Raw genomic sequence first — 22,977 nt, forward strand, 5'->3', positions numbered from 1 at the left:
GCCCCGCCGCAGCGCGCCGGCCACCAGCAGCAGCGGGGCGGCGACCACCGCCGCGCCGAGCGCCGCCGCGCCGGCCAGGGGCAGCGTCGTGACGGCGTACGCCAGGGCCCGCCACGGCCACGCGGACAGCAGGTAGCGGCGGCGGCGCAACGCGCCGGCCAACCCGTGATCAACGGTCATGGCACGACGCTAGCCAGGCCACACCGTGCTTCCCAGCCGGCTGGACCCCGCTTCCCGGGTAGGCCTGGCCCTACCTCGAACCGGCCCGCCACGCCCCGTGCGCCGGGACGCCCTCGGGCGGTGCACTCGGCGGATGAGAAACCGCCTCGCGGGCGCCTGCTGGCTGCTCGCCGCCGTGTCGTTCCTGGCCGCCAACGTCGTCGTCGGCCTGGCCTGGGACCAGCCCCGGTTCAGCTGGGCCGAACACAACATCAGCGACCTCGGCAACGTGACCTGCGGCGTGTGGGACAGCAGCCGCCCGCGTCCGGTCTGCTCGCCGTGGCATCCGGCGATGAACGCGGTGTTCGTCGGCGCCGGGCTGCTGCTCGCGTTCGGCGCGCTGCTCGGGCACCGGGCGCTGCGCCCGGGCCGCGCCGCGACCGTCACCGTGGCGTCGGCAGTGGCCGCCGGATCCGGGTACGTGCTGGCCGGCCTCCACCCGGCCGACGTGGACGAGAACCTGCACGTGCTCGGCGCGCTGCTGGTCTTCGCGTTCGGCAACGCGGCGCTGCTGGCCGCCGCGCTCGGCCGGTCGCCGCTGCTGCGCGAGCTGCGGAGGGTCAGCGCGTTCCTGGGCCTGCTCGGACTGGCCGGCACCGTGCTGTTCCTGTCCCGGGTGGACGCCGGCATCGGCGTGGGCGGCATGGAACGCGTCGCCGTGTTCCCGCTGTTCGCCTGGGTGACGGTGGCCGGGCTGCGGCTGCTGTGGTCGCGTCGGTCCCGGCCCCTATCCTGACCGGATGGAGCTGGCGTTCAGCGGCGAGGTGTGGTTCTGGCGCGGTCCGGCGCCGTACCACTTCGTCACAGTGCCCGACGAGCAGAGCGCGGCGATCGAGGCCGCCTCGGCGTCGGTCACCTACGGCTGGGGCATGATCCCGGTGACGGTCCGCATCGGCGGCACCGGCTGGCGGACGTCGCTGTGGCCCAGGGACGGCCGGTACGTGGTGCCGCTGCGGGTCGCGGCGCGCCGGGCCGAGGGGATCGAGCTGGGCGACCGGGTCGACGTGCGGCTGACGGTGGACGTGTGACCGGGCCGGAGCTGGCCGGGGCGGGCCGGCTGCTCGCCGCCGCCCGGCGGCCGGTGGTGTTCACCGGGGCCGGCATGTCGGCCGAGAGCGGCGTGCCGACGTTCCGGGACGCCCAGACCGGGCTCTGGCAGCGGTACGACCCGCAGGAGCTGGCGACGCCGGCGGCGTTCCGGGCCGACCCGGCGCTGGTCTGGGGCTGGTACGAGGCACGCCGGCGCGGGGTGCGCCGGGCCAGGCCGAACCCCGGGCACCGGGCGGTGGCCGCGATCCAGGACCGGCTACCGGAGACGGTGGTGATCACGCAGAACGTCGACGACCTGCACGAGCGCGGTGGCGTGCCGGCCCCGGTACGCCTGCACGGCAGCCTGTTCGCGCCCCGCTGCTCGGCCTGCGCCCGGCCCGCGCCGATCCCCGAGGACGCAACGGCGCGTGAGGACGACGCGGCACCCGGCGACGCGGTGGCACCCGATGGCATGCCGGAACCGCCGGACGGGCGCGTCACGCCGCCCGCCTGCGCCGGATGTGGTGCGCCGGTGCGTCCCGGGGTGGTGTGGTTCGGCGAGGCGCTGCCGTCGGCCGCGCTCGACGCGGCGGTCGAGGCGGCATCCGGCTGCGACCTGCTGCTCACAGTCGGCACCTCGGCGCTCGTCCACCCGGCCGCCGAGATCCCCCTCGTCGCGGCCCGCCTCGGAGCCCCGGTGGTGCAGGTGAACCCGGTGCCGACACCACTGGACGCGGTCTGCGCGGTGAACCTGCGCGGCCCGGCCGGCGAGATGCTGCCCGCGTTGGTCCGTGCCGCCTGGCCGGACGCGCTTGCCGGCTGACCGCCGGGACGCCGCAGCCGACCAGCCGCCGCACGTGACGGACGAACCTCACGCGTCGCGCGGCGCCCGCTTCGGGAAGACGGTGTACGCGACCGGCCAGAACACCAGCCAGCCCGCCATCACCAGGCTGAGCCGTCCGGTCCACGCCCACAGCTCGGCGGTGCGCTCGCTGTCGCCCACCACGGCGATGCCGGCGAGCAGCACGGCGCAGGCGACCGCCCAGCCGAGCATGCCCTTGCCCCACTCCCGCCACTCGTGCCGGGCCCGCGCCATCCCGTACCGGGGTGCCCGGCTCGGGGGAGGGCCGCCGGCGAACCGGTGCGCGAACCGCTGGTCGGCCCAGCGCACCATGCTGTGCCCGAACGCCACCGAGAACCCCAGGTACGCGGCGGCGAGGCCGTGGGCGAACGTGGCTGTCGCGCCCCGGCGCAGGTCGATCATCGTGGCGGCCAGCAGCACCAGGTCGACGACCGGCACGGCGATCAGCAGTGCGGCGCCGAGGCGGGGCCGGCGCAGTGGGTACCGGGCGATCAGTCCGGCGAGCAGCACCACCCAGAACGCCACCTCGCATCCGACGATCACTGCCACGAGCATGCGGTCTCCTTTTTTAGTACGCTGTGCGATAACCGTAACAGCGCTCGTCAACCAGGTTCCGGAGGGGCCCGTGCCCAAGATCGTCGACCACGACGCGCGCCGTGCCGAACTGGCGCGGGCGATGTGGCGGGTCGTCTACCGCGACGGCGTCGGCGCCGCCACCGTCCGCAGCATCGCGGCCGAGGCGGGCTGGTCACCGAGCGCACTGCGGCACTACTTCGCCACCCAGACCGAGCTGCTGGTGTTCGCCATGGAGCACGTGCAGGCCGAGGCGGCCGAGCGGATCACCGGAGGCGACCGCAGCGGCAGCCCGCGCGAGGTCGCCCAGCGGATCCTGGAACAACTGCTGCCGCTCGACCGCCAGCGCGTCCGCGAGGCCGAGGTGTGGCTGCTGCTCGCCGCGCGCGCCCCGACCGACCCGGCCGCCCGGGCCCGGACGGCCGAGGCGGACGACGGCATCCGACGCGCCGTCGAGTTCGCCGTCACGCTGCTCACCGGGGAACCGGCCGCCGACCCCGAGGCGGTCGCCGGGCTGCACGCGGTGCTCGACGGGCTCGCGCTGCACGCGCTGCTGCACCCCGACCGGATGCCGCCCCGGCGCGCCCGGGAACTGCTCGGTGCGCACCTGGACGCGCTCGCCGCGTCCTGACCGCCTCAGTCGCCGGGCGGCCGGCCCATCGCCGCGCCCAGCTCGGCGCGGCTGGCGATGCCCAGCTTGCGGTAGACCCGGGCCAGGTTGGCCTCCACCGTCTTCGGGCTGATGTAGAGCGCGTCGGCGATGAGCCGGTTCGTCTGCCCCCGCGCGGCGAGCCGGGCCACCCGCTCCTCGGTCGCGGTGAGCGTCGTCGGTGCCGGGGTGCGGGCCCCGATGCGACCCAGCTCCGCCCGCGCCCGGTCGGCGAACGCGGACGCGCCGAGCGCGTCGAACTCGGCCACCGCCGCGTCCAGCGCCGCCCGCGCCTCCCGCCGTCGCCGCACCCGCCGGTACGCGCGCCCGGCGGCGAGCAGGCACCGGGCCCGGTCCAGCGGCAGCACCGCCTCCGGCACGGCGGCCCGGGCCTGCGTCAGCGCGTCCAGTGCCGTGCCCGGATCCGTCCCGGTCGCCCCGGCCAGCAGCACCCGGCTACGGGCCAGACCCAGCGTCGTCCACGGACGCGGCAGCCGGCTGTGGCGCCGGGCCAGCCGGTCCAGCGCGGCGTGCGCGGTGTCCAGGTCACCGGCGCCCACGCACGCCTCGATCCAGTCCGGCTCGAAGCGTTGCCCCAGCGGTTCGGCGATGCCCGACCCGTCCAGGTCGGCCGCGAGCGCGCCGTACGCCGCCGCGGCGGAGGCCCACTCCCCGGACGCAAGCGCCACCAGCCCGGTGAGCTGGTGGTGCAGCCGGCGGCTCCAGGCGTCGCCGAGGACGTCGTCGCGGCGCAGCCCGGCGGCGGCGGCACCCGCCTGCGCCAGCCGCCCCCGGTGCGCGTCGAGCACACCGGCCAGCCAGCTCTCGCCCACCAGCCCGGTGCCCAGCTGCTCACCCAGGTCACGGGCGGCGGCGATGTGCGTACCGGCCTCGGCGAAACGCCCCGCCAGCAGTTCCGTCTCGCCCAGGTGGGTCAGCACCTCGTGCCGCAGCGGATCGTCGCCGCGCGCCACCGCCAGGTCCAGCATCAGGCGCAGCCGGGCCCGCGCCCGGTCGTGGTCGTCGACCGACTTCCACCAGATCGCCGGTACCGAACCGGCCAGGAAGGACGGTTCGCCGCCCTCCAGTGACAGTGCCCGGTCCAGCAGGTCGGTGGGCGCCGGGCCGCCGGCGCGTACCTCGTGGAAGAACAGCAGCAACAGCGCGGCGGTGAGCAGCGGGCGGTGCTCGGCGCGGTCGGACAGGCGGGCGATCGCGGCCCGCGCGTGCCGGCGGGCGATCTCCGGCTGGTCGTGGAACATGGTCAGGTGGGTGTGGATGCGCCCCGCCAGGTGCCCGTCCGGCCCGGCGGCGGTGAGCGCCTGCTCGGCGACCCGGACGGCGGTGACCAGGTCGTCGGCGCACCACGCGACGAGCGCGCGCAGCAGCAGCGCCTCGCCCCGCTCGGCGCCGGTCAGCTCACCCGCCGCCGCCTCGGCGGCCCGCCCGGCCGCCGCGTAGTCGCCGCTGTCGATGCGGCACTGCACCGCGTCGAGGCGGCGCCGGTTCCGGTCGGCGGGCGCCGACGGCGGGGTCAGCTCGGCGGCCCGGGCGTACCAGTCCGCGGCGAGCGCCGACGCGCCGCGCATCCGCTGCCGGGCCGCCGCCGCGGCCAGGTCGGCGGCCACTGCGGCGTCCGGCGCGACGGTGCACCGGGACAGGTGCCGGGCCCGCTCGTCCGGGTCGGCGACCGCGCCGGCGAGCAGCGCGTGCAGCCGCCGCCGGGCTCCCGGCGGGATGCTCTCGCGTACCGCCGCCGCGTACCGGGGGTGCGCGAAGTCGATCCGGCTCGCCGTGACCACGACCAGCCCGGCGTCCTCGGCCGCGTCCAGCGCCCCGGCCGGCACGCCCGCCGACGCCAGGTCGCGCACTGTCGGCACGGTCAGCAGCGCGGCCAGCCGCACCGCGTCGCGGCTCGGGCCGGGCAGCGCCCGCAGCGTCTCCGCGAGCAGCAGGCGCAGCGACGACGGTACGGGCAGGTCCTCGTCGTGCGCGGGCGGGCGGGGCAGCCGCAGCACCGCCCGGGCCAGTTCGATGGCGAGCAGCGGGTTGCCGTCGGCGTCGCGGGCCAGCCGGTCGGTGAGCGGCCGGCTGAGCGTGCCGCCGAGCCGGGCCGCCAGGACGCGGTGCAGGTCCGCCGGGGCCAGCGGCGGTACGTCGGCGCGCAGCAGCGGGTGCCGTCCGGTCGGGTCGTCGTCCAGCCCGAGCGGCACCGGCACCGGCGGGCCGTCCCCGGTGCGGTGGGTGGCCAGGACGGCGGGCCACCGGTTCAGCCGGCGCAGCGCGAACCGCAGTGCCCGGGCGCTCGGCGGGTCCAGCCACTGCGGATCGTCCACGGCTAGCAGCACCCGGGGCGCACCAGCGACCGCCGCGTCGAGCAGCGTACGGGTGGCCGCGCCCACCGCCCGGTCGTCCACCGCGTCGTCGTGCTCGCCGGTCAGCAGCACCATGTCGGCCGCGGCCCGCTGCGGCGCGGGCAGCCCCGGCAGCGCGTCCGCGAGCGGGCGCAGCACGTCGGCGAGTGCCGCGTACGGCAGCGCGGTCTCGGCCTCGGTGGGCGCGGCGGACAGCACCCGCCAGCCGGTCCGCCCCGCGTGGGCGACCACCGCCCGCCACAGCGCGGTCTTGCCGATGCCGGACGGGCCGTCGAGGAGCACCGGCGTACCGGCGGTCAGGGCACGCCACACCCGCTCGACGACCGCGTCGCGGCCGACCAGTGCGGCGTCCATGGCGGGATGGTGGCACAGCGGCGCCCGCGAACCGAGCTTCGGCGCGGCCTAGCCCGGAACCTGTCCGCATATCGAGACGGGCGGGATCACCTCCTGGTTGCGGTAGACGTCGGCGCTCCAGCTCGGCCCGCCGGACGCCACGATCGGCGGTATCCGTGGGGCCCGGGACGGGCTGAGCAGGCTGAGGAACTTGTTGATCACCTGGACGACGGGTTCCAGGATCCGGTAGCCGATCCCGAACCGCGCCCGCACGCCGAGCCCGACGCCCCGGCACAGCGCGTACGGCGCGCCGAGCGCGGACCCGATGGTGGCGCCGTACGACGTGACCAGCTCGAACCAGATCCCGGCGGTGAACAGGAACGCGCTGATGCCCATGGTGAACCGCACGCCGTGCCGGACGACCAGCCCCATCACGCCGACCGGCACACCGGTGAGCGAGTCGAGCAGGCTCACCCGGCGGGCGAAGCCCTCGGTCACGCGCGAGCCCACCTGGCCGCCCGCGTAGCCGAACCCGAGCTTGCCGGCCAGGGCGTACTCGCCGGAGCCGCGGAACGTGCCCAGTTTCGCGCCGAACGCGGTGGCCACCTCAAGCGTCTGGCTCACCGTGAACGACAGCGGCAGGCCGGCGACCAGCCCGATCGGGAACGCGATGTCGACCGGGACCGGGAACGTCCGGCGGTGGTTCTGCCCGCCGTCGATGCCGGCGGTGAAGTCCACCTTGATGCCGAAGCCGCCGCCGATCTCCAGCTCGGCCCGGGTCACCTTGCCGGCGCCGATGGCCAGGTGGAACGACGCGGCCGGTCGGCCCACGGTCAGCGTCACGGTGCCGGCCAGCCGGAGCCCGCCGTCGTCGTACGTGAAGTGCGTGCCGACGCCACCGGCGCAGCAGAACGTCCGGACCCGGTAGCCGTGGGCGCTCGCGGCGGCCTGCCCGCCCGGCGCGGGTGGCGGCTGCGCGGGCGCGACGGTGAGCGGGCGGGAGCGGCCGAGCGTGCCACCCGCCGCCGCGACCTCCCGGGTCCACGACGGCTCACCCGCCACGTAGACGGTCGGGTTGTCGAGGGTGACGCCGTCCCCGCCGAACGTGCCGTCGCGGATCACCTCGGTGAGCGTGACCGGGCCGATCGTGACGACCAGGTCGTCGCCGTCCTCGGCCAGGTCGAGCACCCGGCCCACGCCGCGCCCGGTGAGGAACATGACCCGGCCGGGCGCGAGCCGGTCGGCGTCGCGCGCGCCGGGGTCGAGCCGCCAGATCAGCCCGTCCGGGCTCACCGACCGCACGGTGCGGCTGCCCCCGCCGACGAGCACCACGTCCGGTTGCAGCGTGACGTCCTTGCCCGGCGCCGGGGCCTGCCCGTACCGGGGCTCGCCGTCGCCCGCGTCGGCCGGGCCCGGTGTGGGGCCGCCGCAGCCGGTCACCACGAGCAGCACCACCAAGCCGGCCGTGAGCAGCCGACGGCCGCGCACCGGCCGCCTCACATCCGGCCGGCGACGGTACGGGCGAGCCGTTCCAGCGGCGCCCGGTTCTCCTGCGGGTCGTTGAGCCGCATCAGCCGCACCGCGACCCACAGCTCGCCCTTGCGCAGGAAGAACGCCTCGTAGGTGAGCAGGGCCTCGTCGGCCGTGCCGGTCAGCTCACGGATCTCGTGCCCGAGCTGCCGCTCGATGTCGAGGTACTTCTTGGCGCCCTCGCCCACGAACACCTCGACCTGAGCGGTCGGCCCGCTCACCGGGCCGGTGTAGGTGCAGGACTGCCCGGCCACCACCGGTTCCTCCAGCGGCGTGCCGGCGAGGCGCTCGGCGTCGTCCTTCGACACCAGCGTGCACGCCTGCGGCGCATCGGCGGCGCCGTCCACCGGTTCGGCGCTCGGCTCGGCCGGCGCCTCCCCGGCCGGGTCCGCGACCGGCGTGCCCGCACCGGGTACGGTGCCACCGGCGGCCGGCGGTTCGTCGCCGCCGCAGCCGGCGGACGCGGTGAACAGGGCCGCGGCCAGCGCGAGCGCGATCAGTCGGCGGGTTCGCATGCCTGCCCCCCGCTCAGGCCGGGATCGCGTCGAGCGTGCGGCGCAGGATCTGTTCGTTGCCTGCGGTGCCGCCGCCGAAGCTGCTGATGGTCACCGTGTACGTGCCCTTGCCGTCGATCAGCACCGCCTCGCCGCGGACGTCCTTGACCGCGAGGTAGCCCCGCTCGCCCCGGTCCAGGTCGACGACCTTCTCGTACTGCTGGCCGGCCTGGTCGTGCTGGTAGTCGTAGGTGGCCTTGCCGGCGGTGGCCGAGGCGGTGGTGACCGCCAGCTGGGCGATGCCGTCGCCGAACGAGCAGTTGCCCTCGTCGCGTAGCTTCCGGTCGACCAGCTCGGAGACCTGGGCGGCGGTGAACGGGCACGGCGGCCGGACGTCGTCCACGGCGCCCGCGTCCGGGTCGCCGCCGTCCTCGCCCGCCGCGGTGTCGTCCGACCCGGCGTCGACGATCCCGCCGCCGGAGTCGCACCCGGCCGGCGCGAGCAGGGCGAGCAGCAGCAGCAGCGCCAGGCGGGCGCGGCGGGTACGGATGGTCCGGGCCGGTGTGAGCGCGTCAGATGCCATGGCTCCGACGCTAGGTGCGTCGTCACCGCCCGTAATCGGGGGTTTCCCTATGCGGTGACCTTGCGGACCGGCTCGTCCGCCCCGGCGGGCGGCTCGCCGGCGTCGGTCCGCCGGCCCGTCCGGATGGCCAGCCGATCCACGTAGCCGATCATGAGCGCGACGAACAGCACCACGAACAGGAGCAGCATCGGCAGCGGCAGGATCAGGCCCAGCGGAAGCTCGCCCTCCGGCCCGAAGCGGAGATTGGCGATCATCTGGACCAGCGCCGGCGCGGTGAGGCTGTCCGGGCCCCGGCTCACCAGCGTCGTCCACAGTGTTCCCTGGGCGTGTGCCAGCCAGGTCGGCAACGCGGTCACCGCGAACATCGGCAGCGCCGGCAGCAACAGCGTACGGCCGGCGTCGCCACCGGAGCGCCACCGCGCGTGCTGGCCCCGGAACAGCAGCGTGAAGGCGAACAGCGCGGGCACGGACAGCCAGACCGGCGGCACCAGGCCGAGGAACATGCCGAGCTGGTCGAGTTCCTCGGTGCGCTCGAACCCGGCGATGGCCAGCGGGCCCACGCCGACGAACAGCCACGGCGCGAACGGCACCAGCAGCAGTTCGCTGTAGCGTCCCAGCGGCCGCAGCGCGCCGATCCCGAACCCGGCCAGCGCCGCGACCGTCACCGCGACGAGCGTGGACATCAGCGGCGGCACCCAGGTGTTGGCGAACACGGTCGAGGTCTCGACCCCGTTGGGCAGCCGCCCGGCGTCGGAGGAGAGGTTCCGCAGCCACGGCAGCGACGCCCAGACGGTCACGCCGAGGACGACGACTAGCGCGACAGCGGTCAGTCCGACGAGCAGCGGCCGGCGGCCGGCGAAGGACTCCGCCTCCCGTACGGCCGGGCCGTCCCGCCAGCCGTCGAACTCGATGCGCAGCCGGGAGGCCAGGATCAGCGCCACCGCGGCCAGCCCGAGCAGCCCGAGCAGCACCAGCAGCAGCGTCGACGTGGCGGACCCGACACCGAGGCGCATCGTGCGGAAGGCGGTCTGCGTCGCGGCGAACACCGGCGTCGCCGTGGTGGTTCCGGTCGGCCCGCCGCCGGTCAGGATCGCCGGGGCGGCGTACGTCTGCAGGGCGGCGGCGAGGACGCCCAGGCCGAGCAGCCCGCCGACGGCCAGCATGGCGGGCGCGGGCCGGTGGTCGGGCTCGCGGCGGCGCAGGGCGCTCAGGTACAGCGTCGCGGCCACCGCGACGACCAGCCCGAACGTCACCTGTGCCAGCGTCGAGACGAGGAACGTCCGGGGGGACTGGAGATCCTGCCGGAGGGTGCCCGCCTCGATGGCCTCGCCACGCCGGCCGAGCAGCACCGCGACCGGCGCGTACGCGGCGAGCGGCAGGGCCAGCACGACCCGGGTGACCAGGCGGGTGGCCCGGCCGGCCCGGTCGGCGAGGACGGCGAGCAGCGGCGCGGCGAGCAGCGCCACCGCCAGCGGGATCAGGCCGAGAAGCACCGCGAACCCGACCTGCCCGGCGAACCCGGAGCTGAAGGCGGTCTCGTAGTTCGCCGTGCCGACCGACTCGCCCGAGCCGCGCGGCCCGTCACCCTGGAAGCTGCGGGCCACAGTGGACAGCGTGGGCAGGACGTACGACCAGACCCAGGCGATCACCGCCGGGACGACCAGCGCCAGCCCGATCAGGGCCCGCGCCGGGCGGTGCGGCTGCGGGGGCACTGGCGCTGTCACCTGCGGCGTTGCCGGCTGGTTCATCGGGACATCCACCCTCGAAGATCGACGATCACGGCGCTCGCGACGGTAACCGATGCCGTCCACCAGCGCGCGGCGGCCGACCGGCGACCCGGCGCCGCCGGATAGGGTCGCATCCGTGCGGACCAAGCAGGAGCTGTCGACGGCGATCCGGGAACGACGGCGGGCGGCGCTGGTGGTCAACGCCCACTCCCGGCGCGGCCGGCGGCTCTACGACACCGTCCACGCGCGGCTGCGCGCGGCCGGGTTCACGCTGCTCGGCGCGTACCCGGTGGACCGGCCCGGCGAGCTGGACCGGGTGCTCGCCGAGGCCGCCGACCTGGGACCGGACCTGCTGGTCACCGGCGGCGGTGACGGCACCGTCGGCGCGGCGGCCCGGCTGCTCGCCCACCGGGACATCGCGATGGGCCTGCTGCCGCTGGGCACCACTAACAACTTCGCCCGTACGGTCGGCGTCCCGATCGATCTCGACGCGGCGATCGCGGTGCTCACCGACGGCAAGGTCATCGACGTCGACCTGGGCCTGATCGGTGACACCCGGTTCACCAACCACGTCGGGATCGGGCTGTCCGCCGACATCATGCAGGCCGCGCCGCCGGGGCTGAAGCGGGTGGTCGGGCGGCTCGCGTACCCGCTGACCGGGCTGGGCCTGCTGGCCCGGCACCGGCCGCTGGCCGTGACGGTCCGCGCCGAGGGCCGCGAGCACACGTTCACCACGCACCAGGTGTACGTGGCGAACGGCGGCTTCCACGCCGGCCGGCCGATCACCGCCGACGCCACCGCCGACGACCGGCTGCTGGTCGCGTACCCGGTGGGTGGGCCGACCCGGCGCGGGCTGCTGCGCGAGACGGCGCGCAACGCGGCGGCCGGCCACCGCCGCACCCTCGGCGACGAGCCGTTCCTGGCGGTACGCCAGCTGTGGCTGGACACCGACCGGCCGGCCCGGATAGAGGTCGACGGCGAGCCGTACGGGCAGACACCGGTCCGGATCGGCCTGGACCCGAACGCGTTGCGGCTGATGGCCCGCTCCGACAGCCCGGACCACTGAGGCGGTCAGGCCCAGTGCTCCTCGTCGGGCAGCGGGATCTCCGTGTTCTGCTCCACCGCGTCGGCGGCGGTGAGGTCGTCGCGCACCGACTCGCCCAGGCCCGCCCGGTCGCTCGGCGCGCGCAGCACACCCTGCTCGGCCAGGTCCGCCGCGCTCGCCTCGGGTACCGCCGCGTCGACCGTGTCGGGTGGGCCGACGAGCGTCTCGTCCTGCCGCTGCTCCTGCGCGTCGGCCTCGGGCGGCCGGCGCAGCGCGTCCTCGCTCATCGCGTGCCCGTCACGCCGTGCGCCGCACGAACGGGGCGCTCTGGTCGGCCACCTCGCCGTACTCGGCCGGGAGCTGCGTGACGACCTGCGCGTAGGCGGCCGGGTCGACGGCGTCGCGCAGCACGTCGAACACGGCGGTGATGCCGTCCCGGGCGGCGTCCACGTCCACGTCGGCGCGTCCGCTCACCCGCTCGACGAACACGTCGAGCCCGAACGGTTCGGCGTCCTCGGCCGGGCCGAACGCGTACGCCCGCAGCGCCTCCGGCAGCCGGTCGGCGAGGTCACGGGCCTCCCCGCCGTCGATCCGCTCGGCCAGCGTGGTCAAGGTCGCCCGGGTGATCGCGGTGGCCTGCTCCGCGGACGCGCCGCACCGCTGGGCCACCGCGCCGATGAACTGATCCTGGTCCATCTCGCCGCCTTCCTCCGCCGGGATCGCCGGATTCCCACGCTGGACCTCCGCAAACGGCCGCCGGGCCGGGGGGTAGCCTGCAGCGCGGAACCCGCAGCGAGGAGGCCCCGACAGTGCAGCCGACGACCGTGGACGTGCCCACCCCCGACGGAACCGCTGACGCCTACCTGGCCGTGCCGGAGACCGGCGGGCCCTTCCCGGCCGTCCTGTTGTTCATGGACGCGTTCGGGCTGCGGCCCCGGGTCGCGGAAATGGCCGCCACGATCGCCGAGCGCGGGTACGTGGTGCTCGCCCCCAACCTGTTCCACCGCGCCGGGCGGGCCCCGCTGATCGACCTCGGCGCGCTCGCCGACGACAGCCGCCGGGGCGCCCTGTTCGAGAGCATCGGGCCGATGATGGCCGCGTTGACGCCGGACGTGGTGGCCCGCGACACCGCCGCCTACCTGGACTTCCTGGCCACCCGCCCGGATGTCGCGCCGGGACCGGCGGCGATCACCGGCTACTGCATGGGCGGCACGAACGCGCTGCGTGCGATCGAGGCGCTGCCGGACCGGATCGCCGCGGTGGCCGCGTTCCACGCCGGCCGGGTGGTCACCGACGCCCCGGACAGCCCGCACCTGACCGTCGGCGCGGTGACCGGTGAGCTCTACTTCGGGCACGCCGACGCCGACCCGTCGATGACCGCCGAGCAGATCGCCACGCTGGAGAAGACGCTCGACGCGGCCGGGGTGACGTACCGCTCCGAGGTGTACGCCGGCGCCCGCCACGGCTACACCCAGTCGGACACCCCGATGTACGACGAGGAGGCGACGAAGCGGCACTGGACGGCGCTGTTCGACCTGCTTGACCGCACGTTCCGCCGCTGACCCGCCCAAGGCGCGCGGGAGCGCGGCGGACGATTCACCGGTCCGGAGGCGGGTAACCGCCGTCATGGCCGACCGCCGCGCCGACACCGTCCGCTCGCCCCTGGACCGGGCGGTCGAGCGGGGCGGTCTCGCGCTGTCCCGGGCCCGGGCCGAGGGTGGCGCGGCCGGCCGCAACCGGCTGCGCCAGCTGGAGATCACCGTGGTGATCTCCGCGCAGGCCGGGCTGGCCGCGGCGCTCGCCGCGCTGATCGCCCAGGAGTTGCTCGGCTCCGGCGCGCACGTCTTCGCCCCCGCCGCAGCTGTCGGCACCATCGCCACCGCCATCGGCCAGCGTGCCCGGCGCACGTTCGAGCTGCTCATCGGCGTCGGCCTCGGCATCCTGGTCGGTGACCTGCTGCGCGCGCTGCTGGGCAGCGGATCCTGGCAGACCGGCCTGGTGGTCACGCTGGCCATCGCCACCGCGCTGCTGGTGGCCGGGCGCGGCGGCGCGCTCGTCGGCCAGGCCGGCGGTACGGCGGTGCTGATCGCCACGCTCGCGCCCGTGCAGCCCGGCCTGGAGCTGCCCCGTATCTTCGACGCGCTGGTCGGCGGCCTGGTCGGCCTGTTCGTGGTGGCGCTGCTGCTGCCGGTCAACCCGATCCGGGTGCTGGACCGGGCGGTGGAACCGGTGGTCGCCCGGCTCACCGAGCAGCTCGACGCCGTCGCCCACGCGCTGACCCGCCGCGACGCCGACGCGGCCCAGCGCGCCCTGGAGGACCTGCGCGGGATCGAACCGGACATCGGGCGGCTCAACGACGCACTCAGCGGGGCCGAGGAGGTGGTCACCATCGCGCCGGCGCGATGGCACCGCCGCGCCCAGTTCCACAGGTACGCCGAAGCGACCCAGCACCTCGAACGCCTGGTGCTGTACGCCCGCTCGATCGCCCGCCGCTCCGCCACCGCGCTGCAGTACGACGAGCCGATTCCGCCCGCGCTGCCCGACGCGGTGGCCCGCCTCGGCCAGGCGGTACGGGAGTTGAAGCGGGCCGGCAACTCCGGTGCGGATCTGGAACGCACCCGGGAGCTGGTCCGGCAGGGCGCCGAGCTGGCCGGGCGCGCCTGGTCGCAGGGCGTACGCGCGTTCGGCGAGGCGATGATCAGCGACCTGCGGACCGCGCAGAGCGAGCTGCTGCGGGCCACCGGCTGCCGGCCCGAGGACGCAAACGGCAGTGTGCGCCGGGCCGCCGGCGCGGGGGAGTCGGAGGCGCGCCCGCCGGTCCGGGCCCGGATGAGCCGGCCGGTCCCGCGCCGGCCCGGCGTCCGGCACCCGCCGAAGGCCACCGGGCGTCAACTGGCACCTGCCCGGGCCGGTCCGGCTGGCTAGCGTCGGCGCATGGACATCCGTCACGACGCGCCGGCCGCGCGCTTCGCCGCGCTGAGCACCGCCCACGTCGCCGACGCCTGCCTGCGCGCCGGTGTTCCCGTCCGCTGCGCCCCGGCCGCCGTCGTCCCGGTGCTGCCCGGGCGGCGCCTGGCCGGCCCGGTCCGCCCGGCCCGGCACGCCGGCAGCGTGGACGTCTTCCTGGAGGCGATCGAGCAGGCCGCAGCGGGGGACGTGCTCGTCGTCGACGACGGCGGGCGCACCGACCGGGCCTGCGTCGGCGACCTGGTGGTGCTGGAGGCGCGGGCCGCCGGCCTGGCCGGGCTGGTGGTGTGGGGCGCGCACCGGGACACCGCGGACCTGGTCGCGGTCGGGCTGCCGGTGTTCAGCCTCGGCGCCACCCCGAGCGGGCCGTTGGAGCTGGACCCGCGCCCGGACGGGGCGCTGGCGCACGCCCGGGTCGGGCCGTTCACCGTCGGGCCGCGGGATCTGGCGCTGGCCGACGACGACGGCGTGGTGTTCTTGGCCGCCGACCGGGCCGGGGAGCTGTTCGACCTGGCCGAGTCCATCCGGGACACCGAGCGGCGGCAGGCCGGCCGGATCCGGGCCGGGGAGTCGCTGCGCGCGCAGGTCGGGTTCGGCGCGTACCTGGCGGCCCGGGAGGCGGATCCGGCGCTGACGTTCCGGGCGCACCTGCGGGCGGTGGGCGGCGCGATCGAGGAGTGACCCGGTCAGCCGCCGCGTGCCCACAGCGCCAGGCGTACCCGGTTGGCGCTGCCGGTCTTCGTCATCAGGCTGGTGATGTGCGTCTTCACTGTGGTCACCCCGATGTGCAGCCGCTCGGCGATCTCGGTGTTCGACAGGCCGTCGGCGACCAGGTCCAGCACGTCCCGCTCGCGGGCGGTCAGGTCGGCCGTCCGCCGGGGCGTGCCTGCGCGGGCGTGCACCGCGCGGTCGACCAGCCGGCGCAGCACGTCCGGGCTGAACGGGCTGTCGCCGGCGGCGGCGCGGCGGACGCCGTCGAGCAGGTCGGCCGGGGGCGCGTCCTTGAGCAGGAACCCGCAGGCGCCGGCGGTCAGCGCGGGGTAGAGGTGGTCGTCGTCGCCGAACGTGGTGAGCACCATGATCCGGGTGGCGGGCCGGTCGGCGAGGATGCGGCTGGTCGCGGTGATGCCGTCGACGCCGGGCATCCGCAGGTCCATCACCACCACGTCGGGTCGTAGCCGGGCGGCCAGGGCGACCGCGTCCCGGCCGTTGTCGGCCTCACCGACCACCTCGAGGTCGGGCTGGGCGTCGCAGAGCATCCGCAGGCCGGCCCGGATGAGGTGCTGGTCGTCGACCAGCAGCACCCGGATCACGCCGGCTCCGGCATGCCGGCGCGGGGCCGAGGCGCCTGGTGGGTGGGCCCGGCCGGGGGCAGCACGGTCCGGACCCGCCAGCCGGACCCGGTGGGCCCGGCCTCCAGCCGCCCGCCGAGCACCTCGACCCGTTCACGCATGCCGACGATGCCGTGGCCACCGCCGGTGGGCACCCCGGCCGGCGCGGCGCCCCGCCCGTCGTCGGTGACCGCCCAGTGCACCGCGCCGTCCTCGACCGACACGCTCAGGTGTGCGCGGGCCGCCGCGCCGGCGTGTTTCGCCACGTTCGTCAACGCCTCCTGGGTCAGTCGCAGCACCGCCTGGCCGCGTACCGCGTCGAGCGTGCCGATCGCGGGGTCGACGTCGGCCTCCACGACGACGCCGGCCTGCCGGGCCCGGTCAACCGCCGCGCCGAGCGCGGCCGGCAGCGCCGACGGCTCGATCGCGGTCAGCGCGGCGTCGCCCCGGACGCCGTCCGGGTCGCGCAGCACCGCCACCAGCCGCCGCAGGTCGGTCAGCGCGGCCGTGCCGGTGGCGTGCACGTCGTCGAACACCTCGCCGACCCGGGGATCCAGGTCGGGCAGGACGTGCCGGGCCACCCCGACCCGCAGCACCATCGACGCGACATGGTGCGCGAGCACGTCGTGCAGTTCCCGGGCGATGGCGCCGCGCTCGTCGGCGCGGGCCGCCCGGCTCTCCGACTCGCGCCGGCGCCGCTCTGCCTCGGCCCGCTCCTCGGCCTGCCGCCCGAGTTCCCGGGTGGTCCGCACGACCAGTCCGAGCAGCAGCGGCAGGCCGACGGTGACGGCCAGCCCGAACAGGCCGGTGAACGCCGCGCGGACCGGTAGCCCGATCAGGTCGGTCAGGTCGACGGCGGCGAGCAGCCCGGCGCCGAGCCAGATCGTGCGTGGCCGGGTGGCCCGCATGGTCAGCTCCAGCAGCGCCCAGCTCGCACCGACCTGGTTGATCACCACGTCGTCGACCAGCACGAGCGCGGCGACCAGCAGCGCCGACTGGATCAGCAGATTGAGCAGCGGCCGGCGGTGGCACAGCAGGGCCAGCAGGAACGCCGGGACCGCCAGCGCCCACTGCGTACCGGTGGCGGCCGAGTTCCCGTGCGGACCGAAGACCAGGTAGCCGATGCCGCTGAGGTCCAGCAGCAGGACCCGCGCGAACGTGTCCCGCGCGTCGAACAGCCGACCGGTCCAGCCCACCGCGTCAGCCTAGGCAACCGGTGCGGCCGTAGCCACCGCGTTCGCCGGCCGCCGCCACGCGGACCGCAGTCCGAGGTGGACGGCCAGCCCGATCGGGCCGAGCAGGACGGTGAGCAGCAGCACCGGGGCGGTGAGCAGGGCCGGCAGCCATCGCTCCCGGGAGTCCTGCCAGATCCACCTGCCGACGAACAGGTCGAAGGCGATCATGTGGGCCCAGGCCGCCGCCGCGCCGTCGGCGGTGCCGAGCAGGTTTCGCAGGCCGTCGAGCGTGGGCGCGGTCACCACCGGCAGCACCGTGCCGAGCGCGGGGAGCACCAGGGCCGCGTAGACGAGCAGCACCGGCGCCACGATCAGCGGCGAGCCGACGATCCGGCCGGTCCAGGACCAGCGCGGCGCCAGGATCATCAGCGCCCAGAACGGCGCCGCGAGCGCGAACGTCAGACTGAACAGCGCGGTGCTCATCCGACCAGCACCACCTCGGTACGGCGGGCCCGGCGGGCCAGCACCAGCGCGGTGGCCGCCGCCGTGGCCACGACCAGCGCGGCCGCCGCGGCGAGCGTGAGCCCGTCCGGCGCGAGCAGCGGCTGCCCGCGCAGGGCCTGGGCGGTCACGAGCAGCGTCAGTGCCGCGTACGCGGCCCCGCCGACGAGCACCAGCCGGGCCCGGGTCAGCTCGTCCAGCCGCCTGCCGAGGAACCGGTCGAGCAGGATCGCCAGCAGCGGCAACGCCTGCAACGCGTGCATGCCGACGAAGTGCCCGACGCGCAGGTCGCCGCCGGTGGTGCTCCAGCCGAGCAGCGGCAGCCCCGGGCCGCCGTCGGGCACCCCGACGCTGTGCGCGCCGCTGATCCCGGCGGGCGTGCCGGCCGGCTGCTGCGCCACCATCGGGAACGCGACGACCATGCCGAGCAGGGACACGGCGAGACCGAGCCGCACCGCGTACCCGCCGGCGCGGTCCGCGAGGGACCGGCGGGACAGCACGACCGCCAGCACGAGCTGGGCGGCGAACAGCACCATGATCGCCGCGCCCATGACGCTGAACAGCATTCCGTCCAGCGACGTGGTGCCGTTGAAGTGGCTGGTGGTGCCCCGGAGCACCTGACCCACGATGACGACCATCTCCACCACGGACATGGCCACGATCACGGTGGCGGCCCGCTCGGCCGCCCGGCTACGGCGGGGCAGCAGGGACAGCATCCAGGCCAGCGTGACGCCGTAGAGCACGAAGGACATCGCGAACTTCAGCGGCTTGGCCCAGATGGGCGCGCCGGTGAGCACGCGCGGATCGGCGACGACGCCGACCGCGGCGACGACGGTGAGCACCGCCATCGCGGACACGAGGAGCATCAGGGGGCGGTGCCATCCGGCCGCCCGGTTCCGTACGGTAGTCATGCCTGTAGATGCTCGTGACGGACCGGGCCGGTCGCGCCCGCCCGCAGGCCGCGTTCGCGGCCACGGGTCGGAGGGCGTCTCCTACTCCGGGACGAGGTCGGCCGGTCAGTCCGGCAGCCGGGGCATCTCGACGCCCGGGTCGCGGCCGAGCAGGACGCCGCGGGTCAGCGCCCGTGCGCCGAAGCGGTCCCGTACCGCGTCGACGGCGGCGTCCAGCGCCGGGCCGGGTTCGGCGGTGAACGGCAGGGTGAGCTGCGTGTGCCCGGCACCGAGGTTGCCCACCGAGACGCCGAGCAGCGTGACGCCCCGTTCCGCGATCTGCGGCAGCGCGGCGCGCAGCAGGTCACGGGCGGCGGCCCGCAGCGGCCCGGTCTGCGCGGTCGGCTCGTCGAGCGTGTGCGACCGGGTGGCGCGGGTGTAGTCGGCGAAGCGCAGCCGCAGCGTCACCGTGCGGCCGGTGCGGCGGGCGGCGCGCATCCGGCCGGTGACCCGGTCGACCAGCCCGGCCAGCACCACGTCCAGGTCGGCGGGGGAGTGCGGGCCGCCTCCCAGCGCGTGCTGCGCGCCCATCGAGGAGCGGCGGCGGCCCACCTGCACCGCCCGTGGGTCGCGGTTGTGGGCCAGCGCGTGCAGGTGCCGGCCGGCGCCCGCGCCGAGCAGCGACACCAGCGCCGGCTCGTCCAGCCGGGCCACCTGCCCGACGGTACGGATGCCGCGGTCGCGCAGCCGGGCGGCGGTGACCGGGCCGACGCCCCACAGCCGTTCGACAGGCAGCGGGTGCAGGAACGCCAGTTCCCGGTCCGGCTCCACGACCAGCAGCCCGTCCGGCTTCGCCACGCCGCTTGCGACCTTCGCCAGGAACTTCGTCCGGGCCACGCCGACGGTGATCGGCAGGCCGACCTCTCGGCGTACCCGCTCCCGCAGCGTGGCCGCGACGGCGGCCGGCGTTCCGGCGAGCCGCCGCAGCCCACCCACGTCGAGGAACGCCTCGTCGATGCTGAGCCCTTCGACGAGCGGGGTGGTGTGCCGGAAGATCTCGAACACCGCCCGGCTGGCGGCCGTGTACGCGGCCATCCGGGGCGGCACCACGACGGCGTCCGGGCAGAGCCGCCGCGCCTGCCGGCCGCCCATCGCGCTGCGCACGCCCCGGGCCTTGGCCTCGTAGCTGCACGCGAGCACCACGCCGCCGCCGACGATCACCGGCCGGCCGCGCAGCCGGGGGTCGTCGCGCTGCTCGACCGAGGCGTAGAACGCGTCCAGGTCGGCGTGCAGGATGGTGGCCTCGCTCGACACCCCGCCATCCTCGCACACATGTTCGAACGAGCGCGGCTGACCTGCCCGGACACAGACGACCGGCCGGCGGGAACACCCGCCGGCCGGTCGCGTGCGCCTCACCGTCCGTAGACCTCGAGTTCGTAGAGCGAGAAACCGTACGAGGTGGCCCGGGTGACGCCGTACATCCGCACGTAGCGGGCGCTGACCGGGGCGAACGTCACGTTGTCGACGCCGCCGTTGCCGGTGGTGGTGCTGAAAACCGGCTGCCAGGAGTTGCCGTCACCGGAGACCTCGATCCGGTAGCCGGTGGCGTAGGCGGCCTCCCACCGCAGCACCGCCCGGCTGATCGTCCGGGCCGAGCCGAGGTCCACCCGCAGCCACTGGTTGTCGTTGTAGCTGCTGGCCCACCGGGTGCCGAGGCTGCCGTCGACCGCCTTCGCCGGGGTGTTGCTGGTCAGGAACTGCGTGCTGGACGCGGTGGCGGTACGGCCCTGCGCCAGGTTGGTCACCGCGTCGCCCCGGCGCGCCGGGAACGAGACGACCTGCTGGTACGTGGGCCGGTTCTGCCAGGCGATCAGCGGGTGGGTGATGCCGCCGAGCCCGGACTGGGCGATCGAGTCCGCGCACCACTGGTCGCCGGCACCGCACGAGGAGTCGCCCGGGTAGACGGTGGTCGCCGGCGCCGCGGCGGCCTGGCCGAGCGTGTCGAGCAGCGCCTGCCGGCACGCGCCCAGGTTGCCGTTGCCGCAGTACGTGCGCCCGAGCCCGCCGGCCACCGGGTCGCCGAGCACGGCCCGCAGGTCCTTGTCGACGTAACCCCACCAGCCGTACTGGAACGCCGAGCCCTTGTGCGCCTGCCCCTGCGACGCCCAGTTCACGGTGCCGTCGCGGCCACCGTTCTGGCCGCCCGAGGGCGCCTCGTTGACTTCGAGCGCGTCGACGAGCGCGGCGTACAGGTCGGGGCCGAGGCCGGGGCGGAACTGCGCCGAGGCCAGCAGCGGCCACCAGGCGTCGAAGATCCGGATGGCCTCGGCGTGCTGGTAGACCTTCGACCCGGGTGACGTCTCCACCCGCCGCGACCCGGCCTGCTGCCAGGCCCGCAGCTTGGTCACCGCGGCGGCCAGTGCCGGGTCGGTGACCGGCGTGCTGTCGAGCACCCGCAGCAGCTCGCCGAGCACCTGCTGACCGCGCAGGTCGGTCACCGCCGCCTCGGCGGTGATCCGGACGATGTCGGCGCGGCCGACCTTGCGCTGGGCGATGGCCGCCTTCACCGGGCCGTCGAGCAGCTGACCCCGGTGCACCGCGCCGTAGCTGAAGTTGCCGTCGGCCGCGCCGAAGTCACGCGCCTGCTTGTTGTTCCAGCTGACGTAGTAGTCCTGGTTGACCGACTGCGGGTGGGCCGACGCCGGGGCGTACGTGGCGTCGTTGGTGTCCGGGTTCCAGCCGGCCCACTCGTACGCCGGCTCGGCCTTCATCGGCAGGTTCGGGTCGGAGGCGGAGGAGCGCACCGGGTTCGAGCCGGAGTTGTAGTACGCCGCCTCGGTGGAGTTGACGTAGAACCAGTTGAACGCGTACCCGACGCTGGCCGCGGACGCCCGGAACGCCGCCGCGCTGCCCATCGCCGCCGGGTCGTTGTACGCCTGGAAGCCGATCGCCGAGTCGGCCTCGTGCCGGTAGGTGGAGCGCAGCTTGGTGAACGCGGTGGGCTGCCCGTTGACCAGCCCTCGGTAGGACACCAGCCCGTACTTGGTGCGCAGCGCGCGCAGCGTGTACGCGCCGGCCGGGGTGGAGTCGGCGAGCGTCGGCGACCAGGAGTTGCGCTTCTCCAGCACCTCCATGGCCACGCACTGGCCGCGGAAGAGGTAGCGGTTGGAGCGCAGCGTCGGCGCGCTGCCGTCGGTGGTGCACAGCGGCACCGCGTACGTGTCGGTCAGGTCCTGGGAGGCGGAGGTGGCGCTCCACGCGTAGTCCTGGCCGCGGCCGAGCAGCACGTAGAGGTTCAGCCCGGCGAACGCGGCGCCGCGCGCGCTGATGCCCGGTCCCTGCAGTTCCTGGAGCATGAGCAGTTGCGGGGCGAAGTAGCCGGTCTGCGGGCCGAACACGGCGACCGGGTTGCCGGTGGTGGTGTGCCGGCCGGAGACCACTACCGCGTTTGACATGCCGTGCGCCCGCAGGTTGGACAGGCCGCCGACCAGGTCCTTGGTGGCGGCGCTGGTGCCGGTGCGGGCGGCGGCTCCGCCGGTGGCGTCGTACGCGAGCGGCTCGGCGACCACGGTGCCGGCGTCGGGCAGCACCGCGCTGGTGGCGCCGGGCGGCGTCGCGCCGTACGGGAAGCTCTGCCCGTCGTGCAGCGTCAGCACGGTCTCCGGGTCGTTCTGGGAGCGGAACGCCGTCCAGACCCGGTCGCCCTCGGTCGGGCCGTACTTGGCCCGGGCGGCCACCCGCACCAGCGCGGACTGCATCTCGCTGCCGCCGCCCCCGCCGAACAGCCCGCCGATGACACCGGCGGTGGCGATCAGGTCGGTCATGGTGAAGTGCTTCGGCTTCCCGGCGCCGGTGAGCACGTACTCGCCGGGGTAGTTGTCGTCGGCGATCGACTTGTCGATGTAGGCGTTGATGCCGGCGATGTAGTCGACGACGTCGGTGTAGAGCTGCTGACCCCGGGTGCCCTTGAGGCGCAGCGCGTCGACCTGGGCCTGGAGGTCCGCCTCGGTGTAGGGCGAGTTGGCCCAGACGCTCTGTTCCAGTTCCCGGTTGCCGGGTGCGCCGCCGGCGAACGAGGTGACGTTGCCGCGGCCGACGTGCCGCAGCAGGTCCATCACCCAGAGCCGGTCCTGGGCGCCGGCGTACCCGGCGCCGAACATGGTGCCGGAGCGGGTGGTGCCGGTGACGTGCGGGACGCCGGTGGCCTTGTCCCGCACGATGGTGACGTCCGAGCGCGGCGAGATCGTGCTCTCGACCTGGGCGTCGGGGACGCCGAACGAGGCGTCGTTGTAGAAGTGGGCGATCTGCTCGTCGGTCAGCCCGGCGTAGTTGTAGACCAGGTTGGCGTACTCGTCGAGCTGGTCGCTGGAGTGCGCCGGGCGGGTGCCGAGCGCCTGGTGGGCCAGGATGCCGGCGAGCGTGGCGTTGCCGTTCTGCCCGGGGGGCAGGATGTCCGCGCACTGGCCGAGGCAGTAGTCGTCGGGGGTGAACGTGGTGGCGGCGAGCGCCGGTGACGGCGCGACGACCGTCAGGACGCTCGCGGTGAGGGCGGCGGCGGTGAGCGCCGCGAGGCGGGCACGGATGGCGGGTAATGGCATGGCGATCCTCCGGGGACGCGGAGTAGGGCCGTTCGGTACGCCCGGCTGACGGCGTCTCGGCCTCCGTGCCCGGGCGTTCTGCCCGGAGGTGAGAAT

22 protein-coding genes and 1 pseudogene are annotated in these 22,977 nt (G+C 75.6%); 8 read left to right on the top strand and 15 right to left on the bottom strand.

Translation table 11 applies throughout. The features are described 5' to 3' along the window. A pseudogene (locus AC2CHG_RS15780) lies at positions 1-180 on the bottom strand (sensor histidine kinase); the annotation flags it as partial. A gap of 133 nt (positions 181-313) precedes the next feature. On the opposite strand from AC2CHG_RS15780, the gene AC2CHG_RS15785 reads away from it, so the two are divergent. From AC2CHG_RS15785 to AC2CHG_RS15795, 3 genes are read left to right on the top strand one after another with little or no spacing between them, the layout of a single operon-like run. After that, on the top strand, positions 314-955 hold the full coding sequence (locus AC2CHG_RS15785) for a DUF998 domain-containing protein (protein WP_484525005.1): 642 nt from the start codon (positions 314-316) through the stop codon (positions 953-955). A gap of 4 nt (positions 956-959) precedes the next feature. Next, a complete protein-coding gene (locus tag AC2CHG_RS15790; RefSeq protein ID WP_262011601.1) occupies positions 960-1,247 on the top strand; it encodes a DUF1905 domain-containing protein in 288 nt (95 codons plus the stop codon). Beyond that, positions 1,244-2,071, top strand: a complete 828-nt coding sequence (locus AC2CHG_RS15795) for an SIR2 family NAD-dependent protein deacylase (RefSeq protein WP_484525006.1) — start codon at positions 1,244-1,246, stop codon at positions 2,069-2,071. Before AC2CHG_RS15790 ends, AC2CHG_RS15795 begins: the two co-directional genes overlap by 4 nt. A gap of 48 nt (positions 2,072-2,119) precedes the next feature. Here the strand turns inward: AC2CHG_RS15795 and AC2CHG_RS15800 are convergent, their stop codons facing one another. Then, on the bottom strand, positions 2,120-2,665 hold the full coding sequence (locus AC2CHG_RS15800; protein WP_366623985.1) for a hypothetical protein: 546 nt from the start codon (positions 2,663-2,665) through the stop codon (positions 2,120-2,122). 70 nt (positions 2,666-2,735) lie between these two features. Here AC2CHG_RS15800 and AC2CHG_RS15805 point away from each other — a divergent pair, with 70 nt between their 5' ends. Continuing rightward, positions 2,736-3,314: a TetR/AcrR family transcriptional regulator gene (locus tag AC2CHG_RS15805; protein ID WP_262011599.1), complete on the top strand. Its 579-nt coding sequence runs from the start codon at positions 2,736-2,738 to the stop codon at positions 3,312-3,314. Between the two features lie 5 nt (positions 3,315-3,319). Here AC2CHG_RS15805 and AC2CHG_RS15810 read toward each other — a convergent pair whose 3' ends face one another. The 5 genes from AC2CHG_RS15810 to AC2CHG_RS15830 are packed head-to-tail and all read right to left on the bottom strand — an operon-like array spanning position 3,320 to position 10,395. After that, complete coding sequence (locus AC2CHG_RS15810; RefSeq protein ID WP_484525007.1) at positions 3,320-6,061, bottom strand: ATP-binding protein; 2,742 nt, start codon at positions 6,059-6,061, stop codon at positions 3,320-3,322. A gap of 48 nt (positions 6,062-6,109) precedes the next feature. Further along, positions 6,110-7,528, bottom strand: a complete 1,419-nt coding sequence (locus AC2CHG_RS15815; RefSeq protein WP_435588004.1) for a hypothetical protein — start codon at positions 7,526-7,528, stop codon at positions 6,110-6,112. A gap of 8 nt (positions 7,529-7,536) precedes the next feature. Further along, entirely contained in the window at positions 7,537-8,085 is a 549-nt protein-coding gene (locus AC2CHG_RS15820) for a hypothetical protein (protein ID WP_435588005.1), read from the bottom strand. Between the two features lie 13 nt (positions 8,086-8,098). Further along, the gene (locus tag AC2CHG_RS15825) at positions 8,099-8,647 is read right to left on the bottom strand and encodes a hypothetical protein (protein ID WP_484525008.1); all 549 of its coding nucleotides are present in this window, start codon (positions 8,645-8,647) and stop codon (positions 8,099-8,101) included. A gap of 47 nt (positions 8,648-8,694) precedes the next feature. Beyond that, on the bottom strand, positions 8,695-10,395 hold the full coding sequence (locus AC2CHG_RS15830; protein WP_484525009.1) for a sugar ABC transporter permease: 1,701 nt from the start codon (positions 10,393-10,395) through the stop codon (positions 8,695-8,697). Positions 10,396-10,510: 115 nt separating this feature from the next. Between AC2CHG_RS15830 and AC2CHG_RS15835 the strand changes: the two genes are divergently transcribed. Then, positions 10,511-11,440, top strand: coding sequence for a diacylglycerol/lipid kinase family protein (locus AC2CHG_RS15835; protein ID WP_435588008.1), 930 nt, complete (start codon positions 10,511-10,513; stop codon positions 11,438-11,440). 5 nt (positions 11,441-11,445) lie between these two features. Here AC2CHG_RS15835 and AC2CHG_RS15840 read toward each other — a convergent pair whose 3' ends face one another. Then, positions 11,446-11,706, bottom strand: coding sequence for a hypothetical protein (locus tag AC2CHG_RS15840; protein ID WP_262011592.1), 261 nt, complete (start codon positions 11,704-11,706; stop codon positions 11,446-11,448). A gap of 10 nt (positions 11,707-11,716) precedes the next feature. Further along, positions 11,717-12,115, bottom strand: coding sequence for a DUF2267 domain-containing protein (locus AC2CHG_RS15845; protein WP_262011591.1), 399 nt, complete (start codon positions 12,113-12,115; stop codon positions 11,717-11,719). Positions 12,116-12,228: 113 nt separating this feature from the next. Here AC2CHG_RS15845 and AC2CHG_RS15850 point away from each other — a divergent pair, with 113 nt between their 5' ends. From AC2CHG_RS15850 to AC2CHG_RS15860, 3 genes are all read left to right on the top strand, one after another. Further along, positions 12,229-12,981, top strand: coding sequence for a dienelactone hydrolase family protein (locus AC2CHG_RS15850; protein ID WP_262011590.1), 753 nt, complete (start codon positions 12,229-12,231; stop codon positions 12,979-12,981). 64 nt (positions 12,982-13,045) lie between these two features. Beyond that, positions 13,046-14,344, top strand: coding sequence for an FUSC family protein (locus AC2CHG_RS15855; RefSeq protein ID WP_262011589.1), 1,299 nt, complete (start codon positions 13,046-13,048; stop codon positions 14,342-14,344). A 9-nt stretch (positions 14,345-14,353) separates the two neighbouring features. Beyond that, positions 14,354-15,067, top strand: coding sequence for an RraA family protein (locus AC2CHG_RS15860; RefSeq protein WP_484525010.1), 714 nt, complete (start codon positions 14,354-14,356; stop codon positions 15,065-15,067). Positions 15,068-15,072: 5 nt separating this feature from the next. Here AC2CHG_RS15860 and AC2CHG_RS15865 read toward each other — a convergent pair whose 3' ends face one another. The 6 genes from AC2CHG_RS15865 to AC2CHG_RS15890 form a co-directional block, all read right to left on the bottom strand. After that, positions 15,073-15,699: a response regulator gene (locus AC2CHG_RS15865; protein WP_262011587.1), complete on the bottom strand. Its 627-nt coding sequence runs from the start codon at positions 15,697-15,699 to the stop codon at positions 15,073-15,075. Then, positions 15,696-16,913 (bottom strand): sensor histidine kinase, encoded by a 1,218-nt coding sequence (locus tag AC2CHG_RS15870; RefSeq protein ID WP_435588009.1) that lies wholly within the window; start codon positions 16,911-16,913, stop codon positions 15,696-15,698. The genes AC2CHG_RS15865 and AC2CHG_RS15870 overlap by 4 nt, the downstream gene beginning before the upstream one ends. Positions 16,914-16,922: 9 nt before the next feature. Beyond that, positions 16,923-17,375, bottom strand: a complete 453-nt coding sequence (locus AC2CHG_RS15875; protein ID WP_484525011.1) for an ABA4-like family protein — start codon at positions 17,373-17,375, stop codon at positions 16,923-16,925. Then, positions 17,372-18,304, bottom strand: coding sequence for a hypothetical protein (locus AC2CHG_RS15880; protein WP_484525012.1), 933 nt, complete (start codon positions 18,302-18,304; stop codon positions 17,372-17,374). The genes AC2CHG_RS15875 and AC2CHG_RS15880 overlap by 4 nt, the downstream gene beginning before the upstream one ends. Before the next feature lie 105 nt (positions 18,305-18,409). After that, positions 18,410-19,597, bottom strand: a complete 1,188-nt coding sequence (gene dinB, locus AC2CHG_RS15885) for a DNA polymerase IV (RefSeq protein ID WP_463839580.1) — start codon at positions 19,595-19,597, stop codon at positions 18,410-18,412. Between the two features lie 98 nt (positions 19,598-19,695). Then, the gene (locus tag AC2CHG_RS15890) at positions 19,696-22,881 is read right to left on the bottom strand and encodes a penicillin acylase family protein (protein ID WP_484525013.1); all 3,186 of its coding nucleotides are present in this window, start codon (positions 22,879-22,881) and stop codon (positions 19,696-19,698) included. Positions 22,882-22,977: the final 96 nt, after the last annotated feature.

The sequence above is a fragment of the Micromonospora sp. ATLC20 genome (genome assembly GCF_057196585.1).